Source organism: Candidatus Saganbacteria bacterium (assembly GCA_016223245.1).
Lineage (GTDB): Bacteria > Margulisbacteria > WOR-1 > XYC2-FULL-46-14 > XYC2-FULL-37-10 > JACRPL01.
This window is the reverse complement of the sequence record JACRPL010000003.1, coordinates 50680-66587: the sequence shown is the minus strand read 5'-3', so window position 1 is coordinate 66587 and position 15908 is coordinate 50680. Positions and strand designations below refer to the sequence as shown.

The 15908-nt window shown below is 42.7% G+C and carries 23 protein-coding genes; 16 read left to right on the top strand and 7 right to left on the bottom strand.

Annotation, left to right across the window (positions count from 1 at the left end; genetic code table 11):
- The gene (locus tag HZC34_00505; protein MBI5700316.1) at nt 1–690 is read left to right on the top strand and encodes a polyprenol monophosphomannose synthase; all 690 of its coding nucleotides are present in this window, start codon (nt 1–3) and stop codon (nt 688–690) included.
- Nucleotides 687–1046, top strand: coding sequence for an EamA family transporter (locus HZC34_00500; protein ID MBI5700315.1), 360 nt, complete (start codon nt 687–689; stop codon nt 1044–1046). Before HZC34_00505 ends, HZC34_00500 begins: the two co-directional genes overlap by 4 nt.
- 10 nt (nt 1047–1056) lie before the next feature.
- Here HZC34_00500 and HZC34_00495 read toward each other — a convergent pair whose 3' ends face one another.
- From HZC34_00495 to HZC34_00470, 6 genes are read right to left on the bottom strand one after another with little or no spacing between them, the layout of a single operon-like run.
- Entirely contained in the window at nt 1057–1548 is a 492-nt protein-coding gene (locus HZC34_00495; protein MBI5700314.1) for a bifunctional nuclease family protein, read from the bottom strand.
- Nucleotides 1545–1892, bottom strand: coding sequence for a 50S ribosomal protein L20 (gene rplT, locus HZC34_00490; protein MBI5700313.1), 348 nt, complete (start codon nt 1890–1892; stop codon nt 1545–1547). Before rplT ends, HZC34_00495 begins: the two co-directional genes overlap by 4 nt.
- The gene (gene rpmI / locus HZC34_00485) at nt 1879–2082 is read right to left on the bottom strand and encodes a 50S ribosomal protein L35 (GenBank protein MBI5700312.1); all 204 of its coding nucleotides are present in this window, start codon (nt 2080–2082) and stop codon (nt 1879–1881) included. Before rpmI ends, rplT begins: the two co-directional genes overlap by 14 nt.
- 2 nt (nt 2083–2084) lie before the next feature.
- Entirely contained in the window at nt 2085–2618 is a 534-nt protein-coding gene (locus HZC34_00480; protein MBI5700311.1) for a translation initiation factor IF-3, read from the bottom strand.
- A 10-nt stretch (nt 2619–2628) separates the two neighbouring features.
- Nucleotides 2629–4347 carry a threonine--tRNA ligase gene (gene thrS, locus HZC34_00475; GenBank protein ID MBI5700310.1) on the bottom strand — a complete coding sequence of 573 codons (1719 nt, stop codon included), beginning with the start codon at nt 4345–4347 and terminating at the stop codon, nt 2629–2631.
- Nucleotides 4344–5447, bottom strand: coding sequence for a hypothetical protein (locus tag HZC34_00470; GenBank protein ID MBI5700309.1), 1104 nt, complete (start codon nt 5445–5447; stop codon nt 4344–4346). The genes thrS and HZC34_00470 overlap by 4 nt, the downstream gene beginning before the upstream one ends.
- Nucleotides 5448–5532: 85 nt before the next feature.
- Here HZC34_00470 and gmk point away from each other — a divergent pair, with 85 nt between their 5' ends.
- The 14 genes from gmk (at nt 5533) to nrdR (ending at nt 14378) form a co-directional block, all read left to right on the top strand.
- The gene (gene gmk, locus HZC34_00465) at nt 5533–6141 is read left to right on the top strand and encodes a guanylate kinase (GenBank protein ID MBI5700308.1); all 609 of its coding nucleotides are present in this window, start codon (nt 5533–5535) and stop codon (nt 6139–6141) included.
- Nucleotides 6138–6446, top strand: coding sequence for a DNA-directed RNA polymerase subunit omega (locus HZC34_00460; protein MBI5700307.1), 309 nt, complete (start codon nt 6138–6140; stop codon nt 6444–6446). Before gmk ends, HZC34_00460 begins: the two co-directional genes overlap by 4 nt.
- 107 nt (nt 6447–6553) lie before the next feature.
- Nucleotides 6554–7777, top strand: a complete 1224-nt coding sequence (gene coaBC / locus HZC34_00455) for a bifunctional phosphopantothenoylcysteine decarboxylase/phosphopantothenate--cysteine ligase CoaBC (protein MBI5700306.1) — start codon at nt 6554–6556, stop codon at nt 7775–7777.
- 58 nt (nt 7778–7835) lie between these two features.
- On the top strand, nt 7836–8219 hold the full coding sequence (locus tag HZC34_00450; protein MBI5700305.1) for a HEPN domain-containing protein: 384 nt from the start codon (nt 7836–7838) through the stop codon (nt 8217–8219).
- Nucleotides 8216–8545 (top strand): nucleotidyltransferase domain-containing protein, encoded by a 330-nt coding sequence (locus tag HZC34_00445; protein ID MBI5700304.1) that lies wholly within the window; start codon nt 8216–8218, stop codon nt 8543–8545. Before HZC34_00450 ends, HZC34_00445 begins: the two co-directional genes overlap by 4 nt.
- Nucleotides 8546–8549: 4 nt before the next feature.
- Nucleotides 8550–8789, top strand: coding sequence for a zinc ribbon domain-containing protein (locus HZC34_00440; GenBank protein ID MBI5700303.1), 240 nt, complete (start codon nt 8550–8552; stop codon nt 8787–8789).
- Between the two features lie 64 nt (nt 8790–8853).
- Nucleotides 8854–9072 carry a 2-oxoisovalerate dehydrogenase gene (locus HZC34_00435; protein MBI5700302.1) on the top strand — a complete coding sequence of 73 codons (219 nt, stop codon included), beginning with the start codon at nt 8854–8856 and terminating at the stop codon, nt 9070–9072.
- Nucleotides 9065–9313 (top strand): type II toxin-antitoxin system HicA family toxin, encoded by a 249-nt coding sequence (locus tag HZC34_00430; protein MBI5700301.1) that lies wholly within the window; start codon nt 9065–9067, stop codon nt 9311–9313. Before HZC34_00435 ends, HZC34_00430 begins: the two co-directional genes overlap by 8 nt.
- Before the next feature lie 90 nt (nt 9314–9403).
- Entirely contained in the window at nt 9404–11443 is a 2040-nt protein-coding gene (priA, locus tag HZC34_00425; GenBank protein ID MBI5700300.1) for a primosomal protein N', read from the top strand.
- Nucleotides 11444–11498: 55 nt separating this feature from the next.
- Nucleotides 11499–11957, top strand: a complete 459-nt coding sequence (locus HZC34_00420; protein MBI5700299.1) for a nucleotidyltransferase domain-containing protein — start codon at nt 11499–11501, stop codon at nt 11955–11957.
- Nucleotides 11941–12372 (top strand): DUF86 domain-containing protein, encoded by a 432-nt coding sequence (locus HZC34_00415; protein ID MBI5700298.1) that lies wholly within the window; start codon nt 11941–11943, stop codon nt 12370–12372. The genes HZC34_00420 and HZC34_00415 overlap by 17 nt, the downstream gene beginning before the upstream one ends.
- Nucleotides 12373–12377: 5 nt before the next feature.
- On the top strand, nt 12378–12878 hold the full coding sequence (gene def / locus HZC34_00410) for a peptide deformylase (protein ID MBI5700297.1): 501 nt from the start codon (nt 12378–12380) through the stop codon (nt 12876–12878).
- Between the two features lie 109 nt (nt 12879–12987).
- Entirely contained in the window at nt 12988–13929 is a 942-nt protein-coding gene (locus tag HZC34_00405) for a methionyl-tRNA formyltransferase (GenBank protein MBI5700296.1), read from the top strand.
- Entirely contained in the window at nt 13929–14378 is a 450-nt protein-coding gene (gene nrdR / locus HZC34_00400) for a transcriptional repressor NrdR (GenBank protein ID MBI5700295.1), read from the top strand. The genes HZC34_00405 and nrdR overlap by 1 nt, the downstream gene beginning before the upstream one ends.
- A 1-nt stretch (nt 14379) precedes the next feature.
- Here nrdR and HZC34_00395 read toward each other — a convergent pair whose 3' ends face one another.
- Complete coding sequence (locus HZC34_00395) at nt 14380–15882, bottom strand: phosphodiester glycosidase family protein (protein MBI5700294.1); 1503 nt, start codon at nt 15880–15882, stop codon at nt 14380–14382.
- Nucleotides 15883–15908: the final 26 nt, after the last annotated feature.

Below are 15908 nucleotides of genomic sequence, written 5' to 3'. Positions count from 1 at the left end.
GTGTTGACCATAATCCTTCCAACCTACAATGAGAAGAAAAACCTTGCTGAACTGTCCGATCGCATAAAGACCTCGTCCCCAAGCTGTGAAATAATTGTCGTCGATGACAACTCACCTGATAAAACGGCAGAATTTGCGAACAACCTTGGGCTTACGACAATTGTACGCCCGCATAAAATGGGATTAGCTTCCGCAATTCTTGATGGGTTTAAACTAGCGAAGGGAGATGTCATATGCGTTATGGATGCCGACCTGTCCCATCCTCCCGAAGTCATCCCTCAAATGTATAATATAATAAAAAATGGGGATGCCGATATTGTTATAGGCAGTAGGCTTTGCCGCGGCGGAGGACAGCGGGATTGGACAATAATAAAAAGATTCATATCGGATATCGCGCGTTTTCCGGCAAGGCTATTGACCAATGTCAAAGACTCGACCTCGGGATTTTTTATGCTGAAGAAAAGCGTAGTACAGGGAATTCCCCTAAATTCCCTGGGCTACAAACTTTTGCTGGAAATTTTGGTCAAAGGGAACTATAATAATCTCAAAGAGATTCCCATTATTTTTGCTAACCGCAGCGATACGAAAAGCAAACTAGGGCTTAGGGAGATCACTGAATATTACACTCAAATAGGATTGCTTTACAAAGACCTTATTTGGGGAAAACTTAAAAAAAGAGGGAATAAATGATAAACATATTAATTGTCCTATGTTCGATCCTGCTTGCGGTTTCGGGCCAAGTGCTTATGAAACAGGGAATGAACAATTTCGGCACATTCCCGATAAAAGAATTGATATATAAAATCATTCCGATGTTTTCGAGCCCTTGGGTCATTTCTGGTTTTGTTCTATTTGGGGTTTCGTCGATATTTTGGCTTGCTGTATTATCAAGGATGGAACTATCACTCGTATATCCAATGGTATCGATCGCATATGTCTTGGTCGCTCTGATCTCAATGTTCGTCTTTAAAGAGAACGTTAGCATGATCAGATGGACAGGTATCGCCGTTATCTGTGTTGGAGTGTTTTTGATATCTAGAAGCTAGTTAAGAAGGATCAGTCCTGCTTAAAATATTTAGTGAAATCTTCAGGTTTTAAATTCTCGATGAATTCTTTGAACTTCGCGGTCTCTTCGGCGTCTTTTTCCGCGTTCACAAGCTTTGCCTGCATCATGACCGATTCTGATACGAATATCGGGGCTTCAACCCGGAGCGCAATTGCAATAGCATCTGAAGGCCTTGCATCAATTGAAAGTTTATTATCCGTCCCGTGGGTCAGTTCGATAACCGAGAAAAAAGTCCCCTCTTTGACATCGTTTATCACGACCCTTGTGATCTTGCCATTAAGCCTATCGATTACGTGTGTCAGCAGGTCATGGGTCATGGGACGGGGAGATTGCACGCCCTGAAGCACCATTGCAATAGCTGCGGCTTCAAAAACGCCGATCCATATCGGGAGGAAGTTTAATTCATCCTGGTCGCGAAGCAATACCACGGGCGACAGGTTCCGCGGGTCAAAGCCCAGGCCGCCCACAGCCATTTGGATCATTTGACCGACTCTACGACCTTTGCGAATGCTTTTGGATCAGATATCGCAAGCTCCGAGAGTGATCTCCTGTCGAGAAGTATTCCTTTTTTCTTTAAGCTGGAAATAAAGCGGCTGTAAGTATATCCCAGGTCCCTTAAGGCTGCGTTGATCCGCGAGATCCACAATCTCCTGAAGTTGCTCTTGCGGTCTTTGCGGTCGTTTGTCGAATACCGCAAAGCTTTCATGCCGGCAACTTTTGCGCCAACCCTATAAAGCCTTTTTAGGGATCCTCTAAAACCTTTGGCCCTGTTTAATACTTTTTTGCGCTTCTTGCGCGCAACGCTGCCTCTTTTAACTCTTACCATATGGCATCATCACCCTTACCCTTTCAAAATCTGTATGGCTGATCTCCCTGTCCCTTCCGTGCCTGTGTTTTTGCCCCGGGGATTTTGACTCAAGAATATGCCGAGTCTTGACCCCGCGCTGCAAAACTTTTCCCGTTGCTGTAATTTTAAATCGCTTTGCGGCTGCTTTCCTTGTTTTCATTTTTGGCATGATTATGTTTTTGGCACCAATAACAGCACCATACTCCTCCCTTCCATTTTTGTCCGGCCTTCGGCAACTCCGATATCGGAAACCAGGTCAACCAATTTTTGGATAACTCTGGCGCCTATTTCCTTGTGTGTTACCTCTCGGCCCCTGAAATACAAATTGACCTTGACCTTATTCTTCTTTTCCAAAAATTCTCTTGTCCTCGCCACACGGACCATCAGGTCGTGCTCGCCGATCTTGACCGAGAGCTTCACTTCCTTCACGATCGTCGAATGCTGGGATTTTCTAGCCTCTTTATCGTGTTTTGTCTGCTGGTACTTAAACTTTCCGAAATCGGACAGTTTAGCTACCGGAGGTTTGGCGCCTGGAGAAATAAGAATAAGATCCAGGCCTTTTTCTCTCGCGAGGTTTAAAGCGTCAAATGTCTTATAGATCCCTAACTGCGAACTGGCTTCGTCGATAAGGCGCACCTCGGGCACTCTTATCCTCTCATTCACATAGTAATCTCTTGCTATTTTCCACCTCCGACAAACCTTTATTATACTTCAGTTACAGGTGTTTGTCTATTTCATTTTTGATGCGAAGAATAAAATCGTCCATGGTGAAAAGTCCTAGGTCGCCGTGAGCCCTTGAACGGACGGCTAGTTTCTTATCAGCTATCTCTTTATCGCCCAAAATTATCATATATGGGATCTTCTGGAGCTGGGCTTGGCGTATCTTATACCCCATTTTTTCTCGGCCGTTATCGACTTCAACCCTTAGATCGCTTGCAAGCAATTCGTTCTTCAAGTTTTCGGCATATTCATTGTGCCTGTCGGCAATTGGAATTATCATTACTTGAACAGGCGAGATCCAGACAGGGAACGCCCCTGCATAATTTTCGATAAGAGCTCCTAAAAATCTTTCAACGCTCCCCAAAACCACCCTATGGATCATGATCGGGCGCTGTTTGCTTCCATCTTCCGCGATATAGTTCATATCGAACCTTTCAGGAAGATTCAGGTCAACCTGAATGGTTGGACCCTGCCAAAGGCGACCAAGAGCATCTTTCATCTTAACATCTATCTTCGGACCATAGAATGCGCCCCCGCCTTCTTCAATGCTATATTTGATCCCTTTTTTATCCATTGCCGACTTGAGAGCAGCAGTCGAGTGTTCCCAGTTTTCATCAGAACCGATTGCGCTCTCGGGGCGGGTTGATAGGAATACTTCGCTGTCAAACCCGAATGTCTTCAGCATATCAAAAGCAAAATCTATAACACCAAATATTTCGTCTTCCAATTTTTCTCGCGTTGTAAAGATATGGGCGTCGTCCTGCGTGAAGCCTCTGACCCTTAATAAGCCGTGGAGGACCCCGGATCGTTCATAACGGTAAACCGTGCCAAGCTCGAAGAATCTTATAGGCAGATCCCTGTAACTTCTAAGTTTTGATTTATAAATTAAAATGTGTCCCGGGCAATTCATGGGTTTTAATACATAATCCTGTTTATCGATCTCCATAAAATACATATTTTCTCGGTAGTGTCCGGTATGTCCCGATGTATTCCACAGATTTATCTTTGCTATGTGAGGCGTCATGACAAACTCATATCCGCGCTTGATATGCTCGCGGCGAAGAAAATCCTCGATAAGCAAGCGCAACCTGGCGCCGCGCGGATGGTAATATACCAGCCCCGCTCCGGCTTCTTCGTGGTAAATGTTAAAAAGGTCGAGCTCCTTGCCTAATTTTCGATGATCTCGTTTGGCCGCCTCTTCAAGTTTAACTAGATGGGCCTTAAGGTCTTCGACATTTAAGAATGCCGTGCCATATATTCTTTGGAGCATTTCATTCCCTTCATCTCCTCTCCAATAAGCGCCCGCAATCGTCAACAGTTTGAAAGCTTTTATCTCGCCTGATGACCTGATATGCGGTCCGCGGCAGAGGTCTATGAATTTTCCTGTTTTGTAGAGTGAAACCTTATCATCCTCTATGGCTTTTATCAGCTCAACTTTAAATGTTTCCCCGCGTTTTTCGAAAAATTTGACCGCTTCATCTTTTGAAAGTTCTTGTCTTTCAAACGGCTCGTTCGTATTGATCAACTCCTGCATCTTTTTCTCGATCTTAACGAGATCTTCAGATGAAAGAGTCACTCCGGGGATATGGAAATCATAATAGAAGCCTTCTTCGATAGAAGGGCCGATAGCTAGTTTCGCATTCGGATAAATTTCTTGTACCGCCGCTGCAAGTATATGGGATGTCGAATGCCTAAGTGTTTTTAGCTCCACTATAAACCGATTTGAATATCAACAACTACATAATTATTTTTCGAATTATTGTTGTCGGTAACCGATGCCGTGTCAAGCGTTAAAATTGGCAAACCAATCTTGGCTCCAAGCGTTGAAAGCGATAATCCGGCGCCCGATGCGGCGCCAGCCCTTAAGATCAGGAAATTAAATAGTAGGGGATATTCAATTCCGATATGGGTATTAGTCCCGCCGCCAGCTACAGGGATATTTTCAAGGTCCACTGCAATGAGCATATTGACGACTGGGATCGTAGCCGAAGCGCCGAGGACATAAGTGCTTGTATCCGTTGCCGTAGTGTCGGCGAGGTCAACTTCCGGGCTTGCAACAAATGTCGTACCTGAAGGCGTCAATGACTGCGATTTGTTCTTATATTTCGTACTCTGGCCAAGGTTCCTTGCGACAAGAGAAATTGATAAATCAGAAACCATTGGGACGCTTACTGTCGTTAATGCGCCCACATCAACGCCGAAACCCGAACCAATGCTTGAAAGCTGCGTCCCTCCTGTTAGAGCGCTTGCCGTTAAGCTTCCGTTTGCCGCATAAATATATTTTATGTTCGTTCCAAGATGCAATGTGCCGACTGGAAGCCCAGGGAAATTATAAGAACCTCCCAAAGTCAATACGCCCGCCGCATTTCCAGTCCCGGTTATTGATCCAGCCAAACTGCTGGCGGTTTTTGTGACTGCGGCGCTCATCATTGGGATAACACTGATCCCGATCTTTCTTACGTTAAAACCAATTACGCCGCTTACGCTGCCGTTAACGTCCACCGCGCTAGCATAATTGTCAGCAAGAAATTTTGAAGGGTTCGAAAGAGACCCAAGGGTCGCAAGAAGCTTATCGATATTCTGGTATGAACCGCCAAGAGAAATTTTTGTTTCCGCGGCCATTATGCTGCTTTTCATGAGAGCCGCCGGATTATAATAAGCAGACGCTAGATCGTAAACAACAGCCGTACCGGCCCCGCCCATGCCGGCGGCGCGGGAACCGATCAAAAGCTGGGCGGAAGACAGGGAAGAAAGGCATAGGAAAAGGCATAGGAAAAGGCATAGGCGCAGGAATAGGGATTGGATTTTTTTCATATTGGGATACCTCCGTGTTAAGCGGATATTAGCAGAACTGCTTGCAAAAATCAATCATTTCTGTTATTATTGGATCTCTTTGCATATGCCCAAAAAATCTAAAAGCTGCGGGTTGTTGGTTGTAATATCCGGCCCTTCAGGGGTTGGAAAGTCGACTGTCGTAAGAAGATTGCTGGAAATCGGCGCAAAACTTAAGATGTCGATTTCCGCAACGACTAGGCCGCCTCGTCCTATGGAAAAACACGGGAAAGATTATTTTTTTATTACCGAAGAAGATTTTTTTGATCGTGAAAAGAAGGATAAGTTCCTTGAATGGGCGCAAGTGCATGGTTATTATTACGGCACGCCTATTGATTTTGTCGAGAGCGAACTTGAAAAAAACCATGTTGTCGTGACCGAGGTCGATGTCCAAGGCGCGGCAAACATTAAAGAATCCGTATCGTGTGGAAAGCTTAGCAGTTCGGCGGTTTTTATTTTTCTCATTCCGCCATCGGTCGACATTTTGGCATTCAGGCTTAGGCGCCGCAAGACCGAGGACGAGGAAGTTGTAAATTACAGGCTGCGGGCGGCGATCGCCGAGCTTCAAGTAATGGAAAAATACGATTATATAGTAGTAAATGACAAGGTCGAGTCTGCCGCGGAAAAGATCCGCGCTATTATTAATGTCGAAAAAGAGAGGGTGTTATTAAATTGACCACAAAAGAAACGATCGATATCTTATTGAAAAATGCGAAAAACAAGTTTTTGTTGAGCAATGCCGTTGCGGGCCGTGCAAAGCAGATAACCGAAGGCTCTCTCCCATATGTTAATGATTTTGACCCCACGAACCCGATCATTACGGCGATCAGGGAAATTGCAAGGGACAAGATCCGCATCAAGCTTTTGACCGCGGAATCAAAGAAGCCGGTTGAGATCAAAATGGTTGAGCCCGAAGAGCCGAATGCATTGGAAAAACTAGCCAAGGGCAGCAAGAAAGAGACTAAGAAGAAAAAAGCGTAAGTTTCAGTCAGCAAACCAACCTGCGAGTAAACCCTGCCTGCCGGCAGGCACGGCTCGCGATTTCTCTTTTTTCCTTAACCGCGGCGTTTAGCCGCAGGTTTTATAAGATGTTAAAGAATAAAACAATCATTGTCGGTGTATCAGGTGGAATAGCCGCTTACAAGACTTGCGAAGTTGTTTCTCGCTTAAAAGATCTCGGCGCAAACGTATATGTTGTAATGACCAAATCAGCCCAAGAATTTGTATCTCCCCTAACCTTTCGCACATTATCGGGAAACCCTGTTATCACATATCTATTCTCAAAAGAACTAAAAAATATCCCAGTTCCGCATATTTCTCTTTCACAAAAAGCCGATCTTATAATAATTGCGCCAGCAACCGCCAATATAATAGGAAAAGTAGCAAGAGGCATAGCAGACGATCCAATATCAACAATTACAATGTCAGCTAAATGCAAAAAGCTTATAGCGCCTGCCATGAACTGCGAAATGTGGAGAAACCCGGTTGTTTCGGAAAACACGGTAAAATTAAAGAAACTCGGCTTCGTCTTCGTGGGTCCAGAAGTTGGAAAACTTGCCTGCGGCGATCATGATATAGGCCGCATGTCCGAACCGAATCAGATAATTGAAAAAGCGATCGAATTGATTGGAGTGAAACAAGATCTAAAAAGGGAAAAAATATTAGTTACTGCCGGCGGAACAAGGGAAGCGATCGATCCTGTAAGATTTATATCAAATAGATCGTCAGGAAAAATGGGATATGCTGTCGCCGAAGCCGCACGCGACAGGGGAGCTGAAGTCACTTTGATTTCTGCAAATGTCGCGCTACCCTCTCCGCTCGATATCAAACCTATAAAAGTCGAATCGGCCGATGAGATGCTCACAGCTGTTCTAGGAAACTATTCTGAAGCGGATATTATTATAATGGCAGCGGCCGTTGGGGACTATAAATCCGAAATCCGAAACTCGAAATTCATCCTTCGCAGTAGCGCTGCTACGGAGAACGGATCCGAAACAAAGCTAAAATCCAAAACTCTAAATCTAAAACTCATAAAGAATCACGACATTATTAAAACAATTTCTCAGCAAAAAGGAAGAGCAAAAAAGATACTAGTAGGATTTGCGCTTGAAACGGACAACTTGCTGACAAACGCAAAAAAGAAACTCAAAGAAAAAGATTTGGATATGATCGTCGCGAACGATGAAACGACCTTTGATTCTGATTCGGCCAAAGTAACCATTATTTCGAAGAACGGTAAAGCAAAAAAGCTACCAAAGCTTCGGAAGTCGGAAACTGCTAACAGGATATTAGATGCCCTTCTACGATTATAAATGCTGAGTTCCACATTTAACTTGATTTAACCATGATCGATGGGCTATAATTTCAATCATGAAAAAAGAAATCATAAAATGGACAAAACAGGGGGATCATGATCTTGAAATGGCAAAAAATATCATTGATGATGGCGGTTACGACACTTGCGCATTTCTTTGCCAGCAGGCCGTTGAAAAATACCTTAAAGCCCTCTACATATTATTAAACAACAAACCAGCGCCAAGAACACATTATCTTGATGAAATCGGAAGAAATCTTAATGTCCCTAGCCAAATCCTCAGTTTATTAAAAGAGCTTTCTTCTGATTATATGGTTTCAAGATATCCCGATGTTACAGCTTCCGCTCCTTTTGAAGAATATTCAGAAAGCGACGCAAAAGGCAAGATTAAGACGGCCGAAGATATTCTTTCTTGGGTTAAAAGCCAAATACAAATATGAGCTGCGAAATAAAAGACCAAGAAATAAAAAGCTTCCTAGAACAAAATCTTGCTGCAATAAAAAGGGGATTTAATCCTCAAGAGCTTTGGTTTTTTGGCTCAAGGGCGCTCGGCAAAGCAAGGCCAAACAGCGACATTGATATGATCCTGGTATCAAATAAATTTTTAGGAAGGAAATTCATTTACAGAATGGGGGACTTTTTGAAAACTATCGATTTCCACCGGCACATCGACGCAATTTGCTATACTCCCGATGAATTCAAAGAAAAAAAGAACGAAATTGGGATTGTCAGCGAAGCCCTTGAGAAAGGAATGAAAATAATTTGATCGATTGCCATTAACCATGCCCTTTTACGATTATAAGTGCAATAAATGCGGAAAGAAATTTGAAGTCCTCCACGGAATGGGAGCTAAGCCATCCGGCATAAAATGCGAATTTTGCGGAGCTGAAGATATTTCAAGGGTCTATTACCCGACTGTTAGTAATAGTGAGGGCGGAGCTCAATCGACTTCAAACAGAAGTGGATGCGGTTCGTGCTCTTCAGGCGAATGTTCCAGCTGTTCGCATTGAAAGGCTGCTTGAATAGTCATTCAGAAAAGAGTAATATAAAATTAGATAATAGGAGGAAAAGATCATGATAGTTCCTGAAATTGTATTTTTAATTGAGGATGACCCTGAAGGCGGGCTTACCGCGAAAGCGCTCGGCCATTCCATTTTCACACAGGGAGAAACGCTTGAAGAATTGAAAACTAATATTCATGACGCTTTATCGGCTCATTTTGACAAGAAAGACTTAATTCCATCGATAGTCAGGCTCCATATTGTAAAAGAAGAAACTTTGGCGTATGCCTAAATTACCACGGAATCTTTCAGGCAGAGGCTTGATTAAATTGCTAAAAAAGTATGGCTATGAAGTTAGCAGAGAAACAGGAAGCCACATCAGAATAATTTTAACCATAAAAGCACAAGAACATAAAATCACTATTCCTGACCATGGGGAAATAAAACTTGGGACGCTGAACAACATCTTGAACGATATCGCTTCCTATTTGGGTATGACAAAATCACAATTAATCGACTCTTTGTTCTCCTGAGCAAACAATACAAATAAATGCCCTTCTACGATTATAAGTGCAATAAAGCAGCCGTTCTAGCTGTTCTCATTAATCTGGTATACTTAACCCATGTTAGCCGAAATAGTCCTATCAAAAACTCTCCCAAAGCTCGATAAAATATATCACTACGAAATTCCGGGAACTTTGAGTTCAACAATAAAGCTCGGACATCAAGTCCAAGTCCCATTTGGGAATTCTAATAGAATAGGATATGTTGTAGGTTTTGCCGAAAAAAGCGATTTCCCGAACCTAAAAATAATCACAAGCCTAGTATCAGAAAATCCTGTTTTCACAGAAAATGGCCTTAAGCTCGCAAAATTCATTTCAAAATACTATAACTGCTTTTTTACAACAGCTTTAAGGGCGATCCTTCCGCCTTCTGTAAAGAAAAAAGAGGTCGGAAAAAAGGTGAGGGTTAAGAAGCCGGGATTGTTATTGGGTGAAGAAAATTCGGCCAAAAACCCAATATCATTACCTCTAAACAATACGGGCATCCTCCCCCTCACCCAATCCCAACAACTTGCAATAAATACAATCAAAGAATCATTATGCAAACAAAAAGGTGAAACCTTCCTGCTCCATGGCCCAACAGGCACCGGAAAAACGGAAGTCTATTTAAAAGTAGTTGAAGAGGCTTTTAAAAATGGCCAAGGGTCAATTGTTCTTGTTCCAGAAATCGGCTTAATGCCGCAACTAGTCAAAAGTTTCAAAGAAAGATTCTATGACTCGGTTTCTATTATCCATAGCGGGCTAACCGATAAAGAAAGAAATTTTGAATGGGAAAAGATCATTAATGGATCATCGAAAATTGTAATAGGAACTCGTGTCGCCATATTTGCACCCGTAAAAAATCTAAAAGTCCTGATCCTTGATGAAGAATACGAGACAACTTATAAATCCGAACAAAATCCAAGGTATCACGCACGAACGATAGCCGAATTTTTGTCTAAAAACGCGGGAATCGTTTCGGTATTAGGATCCGCCACCCCATCTATCGAAGCATATTTCAAAGCACAAACAGGACAATATAAACTATTGGAATTAATAGAAAAAATAAATACCAATCCGCTCCCTTTGATCGAAATAATCGATATGCGCGAGCAGAAAAAAGGATTGCTGTCCCAAACACTGAAGAAAGAAATAAAAGAAACATTGGAACGCGGTGAAAAAGTAATATTATTTCTGAATAGACGAGGCTTTTTTACATACGCTATGTGCCGCGAGTGCGGATTTACGATCCAATGTCCCACCTGCGCTGTATCTCTTATCTATCATTATAAATCAAACCAGCTTGTATGCGGCCATTGCGGTTTTACATCGGGAATCAATCTAGTTTGCCCAAAATGCCAGAATTCATCGATCGCTTTTCTAGGCATTGGTACACAAAGGATAGAAGAGGAAGTTGGCGAAGTTTTTTGCAAAGCAAAGATCGTTAGGATAGATAGAGATTCGGTAACAAAGAAAGGTTCCCACGAAGAATTATTTGCAGCCTTTAGTGAAGGCGGCGCCAATGTCTTGATCGGAACGCAACTTGTCACAAAAGGAATTGATATTCCAAAGGTAACACTAGTTGGCGTCGTTTCTGCCGATTCGATGCTCAATGTCCCCGACTTCCGCGCCGCCGAACACACATTTGAACAGTTAGTTCAGGTTGCAGGGCGTTCTGGTCGATACAATCCTGGAAAAGTAATTATTCAGACTTGGAATCCTGATCATTACGCGATCAAATTCGCATCAAAACTGGATTATAAGGGATTTTATGATGAGGAAATAAAGAACAGAGAAGGCTTATCCTATCCACCTTTCTCTGAACTGATAAACATCATAATTCATGGTCATGACGAACAGAAAGTTATAAAAGTCTCTAATGATCTTAAAAGGTTTTTACAGAGCAGGGATCCGGGATCTGGGAAATTGGGATATTATCAGATACTCGGTCCCGTTGCGGCATCTATTGCTAAAATACGCGGTGAATATAGGTGGCAGATATTACTCAAAGGGAAAAATTTAGAAGTAATGCGTAATGCGATCAAGGAATCCACTTCAAAGATCATTGCGCCATATGAAATAAGGATAACAATTGATATCGAACCGATGAATCTGCTTTAAATGACCTGCTTTAAATGACCTTCCCAAAGCATATCAATTAAGCTATAATTTATTCATGAGGAAAATAAAACTAATAAACAAGCCCAAACCGGTCGATTTTGAAGAGATCATTCCGAAAATGCAGGCTATTTGCCAAGATCACGGCATCGACTTACTTTATCTTTTTGGAGGAACGGCTAAAGGATGCTCCAGCAGATTAAGCGATATTGATATCGCTTTCTATTCGAAAGTCGATTTAACTGGCAAAGATATTTTGTCGCTTAACAAATCATTTGTTGAAGTCCTAAAACGGGATGATCTCGATCTGGTTGACCTAAAGACAGCCAATCCTTATATCTGCTATATGGCAATTAAGAACGGGAAATTGTTATTTTGCCCAAATAATGGGATCAAAAGCAATATTGAAGCATCTATCCAAAAGAACTTTTTGGATACGATTTATCTAAGGGATAAATTCCATGCATACCAGTACAATGCCATAATGAAAGGGGGATTTTATGTCTCCACTAGATGAAAATGTTATAGACACCAGAATACAAAAAATAAGGTCTGCCTCAAATAAGCTTGCCAGGTTCAAAGAAATGGTCTTTGACGAGTTTAAGAATAATTCGGATAATATCGATATCGCGGAAAGGAACCTTGAAGTTTCGATCGAAGCGATGCTTGATGTCGGAAACCATATAATAGCTTCGCTCGGTTTGGGGAAACCGGAAGATTACTACGATATTATTAAATTACTTGGCGAAAAAGGCGTTATTAGCAAGGATTTTGCCAATAAGATCGCCCCATTAGCGGGGCTCAGGAACAGGATCGTACACGATTATTTGGAGATCGACCATAAATTGCTTTTGCAAAATATAAAAGACCATTTGGCCGATTTTGAATTTTTCTCAAAAGAGATCCTTTCTTTCACAAAAAAACAGGGCTAATTTTAGTGAGCATCTTAAACATTATAAGATACCCGAACCCGATGCTTCGCAAAAAGTGCAAAGCGATCAATAAAGTTGATTCCCGCATTCGAAAGCTGATCAATAATATGATAGAAACCATACACAAAGCGCCGGGAGTCGGGCTTGCGGCGCCTCAAGTTGGCGAAAACATCCAATTGTTTGTTATCGATATCGGCGAAGGGGCATTTACAGTTATAAATCCTAAAATAAAACAAAAAAACAAAGAATTCCAAACTTTTGAAGAAGGCTGCCTTTGTCTTCCGGGAATTGTGGGCCCAGTCGAGCGGCCATCGCAGGTAACGGTTGAGGGAATGGACAAGAACGGGAAACATATGATTATTGAAGCAAGCGGATTTCTTGCAACCGTTCTTCAACACGAGATCGACCACTTGAACGGCGTGGTCTTTATCGATCGTGTAAAAGACAAATCACTCATCAAAGAAGTCTCTAAACGCGAGGAAGAAAAGAAGAAGGAACTCCTATGATTAATGACCAAATCCCAATTACCAAATCCCAACAATGTATTTATTATATAAATAATGCCGAAGGCATACCACGTTGGTCATTGGTCATTGGTCATTGGGATTTTTTTCAATGCGCATAATATTTATGGGAACTCCCGACCCGGCAGCTAAATGCTTACAAGCATTGATCGATGCGCAGGAACAAGTAGTTTGCGTAGTTTCCCAGCCTGACCGCAAAAAAGGACGAGGCCTCCATTCATCCCCCTCGCCTGTTAAACTTTTAGCTGAAAAATATAAAATCCCAACAGAAACACCGGAAACAGTAAAAGATCAAATATTTTTCGATAAAATAAAATCCTTTGCCCCGGAATTAATTGTAGTCGTTGCATACGGGAGAATTCTTCCAAAAGCAATAATTGATCTCCCAAAATACGGGGCAATAAATGTCCACGCATCGCTTTTGCCAAAATACCGCGGCGCGGCGCCTATCCAATGGGCAATGCTCAAAGGCGAAATAAAAACAGGCGTAACTATCATGCATCTTGATGAAACATTAGACACTGGAGACATTCTACTGCAAGATGAAGCCCAAATAGATCCACAAGATAATTCTGAAACTCTTAAAGAAAAGCTTTTTAATATCGGGTCGCAAACTCTATTGAAAGCTATTTCACAAATTAAAAACAACACATCAAAAAGAACCCCGCAAAAACACGCCGATGCGACATACGCGCAACTTATCACAAAAGAAACAGGAGAGATCGATTTTAGGAGATCTGCAACAGAGATCAACAATCAAGTTAGAGCGCTTGTCCCCTGGCCTTGCACGCACACTTACTTTATGGGAAAATCATTAAGGATCCTAAAAGCAAACCCTGTACCGCTTGAGAAAAAGTTTGAGCCCGGATATGTAATGCTAGTTGGTGGGAATATTGTAATTGCTTGCGGTTCTGGCGCGCTTCAACTTGAAACAGTCCAATACGAAGGCGGAAAAGTTTTAAGCGCGTTGGATTTCGTTAACGGCCACAATTCAATTTTAACAAATATTCTTCCCGCCGGAGGAAGCGTTTAATGCGTTGCCCGTTCTGCAGTAAAGATAACGATAAAGTGCTTGAATCAAGAATAGTAAACAACGGCGACTCCGTCCGGAGAAGAAGGCAATGCCTTTCGTGCAAACGGCGGTTTACATCATCAGAAAGGATCGAGGAAAAATTGCCGTGGGTTGTAAAACGGGACGGCCAGAGGGAAAAGTACAGCCGCGGTAAACTTCTGTCGGGAGTGCTTCGCGCTTGCCATAAGCTGCCGATACCAATGGATAAGATCGAAAAAATGATAAAAGAAGTGGAAGAGGCGCTCCAGCACCAAGAAAGCCGGGAAGTCAAAAGCTCGCAGATCGGGGATATCACGCTAAAGAAGCTCCAAAATTTGAACCAGATCGCTTATGTGCGATTCGCGTCAGTCTACAAGAAATTCAAAGACGCAAGTGAATTTATTAAGGTTGTAAAAGAAGTGGCAAAATAAATCACTTGATCAATATCGCGTTCGATACACTTCTCTGCGCGCCGTCGACCGGATGGTTCATGACATTGCCGTAAATAGACATCGTGGTCGATCCGCCGCCGTCAAGATTGAGGGCGTCTTGCACTCCAAGCGACTGCATAAAATACGCAAGCTCGGTCAAGCTCATTCCAAGGCTTCTCGATCCGTTCTTCTTTTTCTTGCCTCGCGCGCGGCCGTCCACGGTAACAAACATCAAATGGCCCTTATCGGTTATGCCAATTGCGGTCCTTGCCGCACGGCCGCGCGATATGTCGCGCCTGAATTTTTCTTCATACTTCGAGATGTATATCCTCCCGGACTTGAGGAGCCTCGGACCTCCCCCGACCAAATGTAGCAGTTCACCGTGAATGCTTGTGGAATAAGGGATAACATTAATGACGATCTTTGTTTGATCACCTATCTGCACGGTCCCTGCCAGGTTTTCCGCATACAAAGCTCCAGCCGAAAGCACAAACCCGTTTTCAGGGATCCAAGTATTTCCGCTTCTTGTAGACTTGATCTTGCCGTCTTCTACAACGAGGTCTATGCCTGAAGCGTTTGTTTTTGTGAGCTCGCCATAATCAGGCGTATAAAGTATTATGTCCGATTGTGACGCCCGAGGCTCGTTGACCCCGGTTATCGTATACTTAACGCCGTTGATCTCAAAATATGAATCCAGCATTATGTTGTCTACATAATGTTTTTTGTCCTTAGTTACGACTAGCGCTGTCCTGTCGGAGATCGGATATGAAACAAGCCGGCCGTCGATCATTAAGATGCCAAGGGGATTGGATGTTTTAATGTCAAAATATGTCCCGTTAACTCCTGCAAGGGCGTTATATTCCTTTACAATATCCGAAACGCGGGATTTATAGAATCCGGGCTTTTTTTCTTTGGCCCAAGGGGTTAGAAAGCTTGCGACTGAAGATAGGAAAGATTTTGATGGCCGCCCAAGCGCCGGAAAAATATCCGCCTTCGCGGGATCAACATCCAATAACTGCGCCGTGACATAATCATCGCCATCACCTTTAATAACATAAAAATAGTCCACGCCGTTAGATATTGTTGCCGCTTTCTTTATTTGGGTAAAGGTCCGGTCAAAATCAACAACTATCCTCGAAGGAGATGCTAATGGGTATACTTTGTACGCCACAGGATATGAAAGAGGTATTTTGACCGAAACCCCGTCTGTGCTGCTTTTTGTTTCTATATTTTGTACGACCCAATCATTGACGGAAAGCAGATCGCCTACACTTTGTCCCCTATCGACATTCAATAAATTGATATTCAATTCGCTCTCGGAGGTTATATAGTTGAAAGTTGCCGGGCCATCGATATCGAGCACCACTCTTATCAGGTTGGGATACATTCCGACCCTTACTTCTTCAAGTGTTGCCGTAGCTTGAAATGCTGATACGGGAACTGAACTTAGGCCGCAAAATATAAGGGTCAAAACCAAAAATAATGCTAAATTATAGGATTTCATCTTATAATTTATTATAACATATGGTA

Excerpts from the sequence above, each read along its gene's own strand:
- HZC34_00500 (MBI5700315.1), top strand. The coding sequence starts at position 687 with ATGATAAACATATTAATTGTCCTATGTTCGATCCTGCTTGCGGTTTCG.
- HZC34_00495 (MBI5700314.1), bottom strand. The coding sequence starts at position 1,548 with ATGATCCAAATGGCTGTGGGCGGCCTGGGCTTTGACCCGCGGAACCTG.
- rplT (MBI5700313.1), bottom strand. The coding sequence starts at position 1,892 with ATGGTAAGAGTTAAAAGAGGCAGCGTTGCGCGCAAGAAGCGCAAAAAA.
- rpmI (MBI5700312.1), bottom strand. The coding sequence starts at position 2,082 with ATGCCAAAAATGAAAACAAGGAAAGCAGCCGCAAAGCGATTTAAAATT.
- HZC34_00470 (MBI5700309.1), bottom strand. The coding sequence starts at position 5,447 with ATGAAAAAAATCCAATCCCTATTCCTGCGCCTATGCCTTTTCCTATGC.
- gmk (MBI5700308.1), top strand. The coding sequence starts at position 5,533 with ATGCCCAAAAAATCTAAAAGCTGCGGGTTGTTGGTTGTAATATCCGGC.
- coaBC (MBI5700306.1), top strand. The coding sequence starts at position 6,554 with ATGTTAAAGAATAAAACAATCATTGTCGGTGTATCAGGTGGAATAGCC.
- HZC34_00450 (MBI5700305.1), top strand. The coding sequence starts at position 7,836 with ATGAAAAAAGAAATCATAAAATGGACAAAACAGGGGGATCATGATCTT.
- HZC34_00445 (MBI5700304.1), top strand. The coding sequence starts at position 8,216 with ATGAGCTGCGAAATAAAAGACCAAGAAATAAAAAGCTTCCTAGAACAA.
- HZC34_00435 (MBI5700302.1), top strand. The coding sequence starts at position 8,854 with ATGATAGTTCCTGAAATTGTATTTTTAATTGAGGATGACCCTGAAGGC.
- HZC34_00430 (MBI5700301.1), top strand. The coding sequence starts at position 9,065 with ATGCCTAAATTACCACGGAATCTTTCAGGCAGAGGCTTGATTAAATTG.
- priA (MBI5700300.1), top strand. The coding sequence starts at position 9,404 with ATGTTAGCCGAAATAGTCCTATCAAAAACTCTCCCAAAGCTCGATAAA.
- HZC34_00420 (MBI5700299.1), top strand. The coding sequence starts at position 11,499 with ATGAGGAAAATAAAACTAATAAACAAGCCCAAACCGGTCGATTTTGAA.
- HZC34_00415 (MBI5700298.1), top strand. The coding sequence starts at position 11,941 with ATGTCTCCACTAGATGAAAATGTTATAGACACCAGAATACAAAAAATA.
- HZC34_00405 (MBI5700296.1), top strand. The coding sequence starts at position 12,988 with ATGCGCATAATATTTATGGGAACTCCCGACCCGGCAGCTAAATGCTTA.
- nrdR (MBI5700295.1), top strand. The coding sequence starts at position 13,929 with ATGCGTTGCCCGTTCTGCAGTAAAGATAACGATAAAGTGCTTGAATCA.
- HZC34_00395 (MBI5700294.1), bottom strand. The coding sequence starts at position 15,882 with ATGAAATCCTATAATTTAGCATTATTTTTGGTTTTGACCCTTATATTT.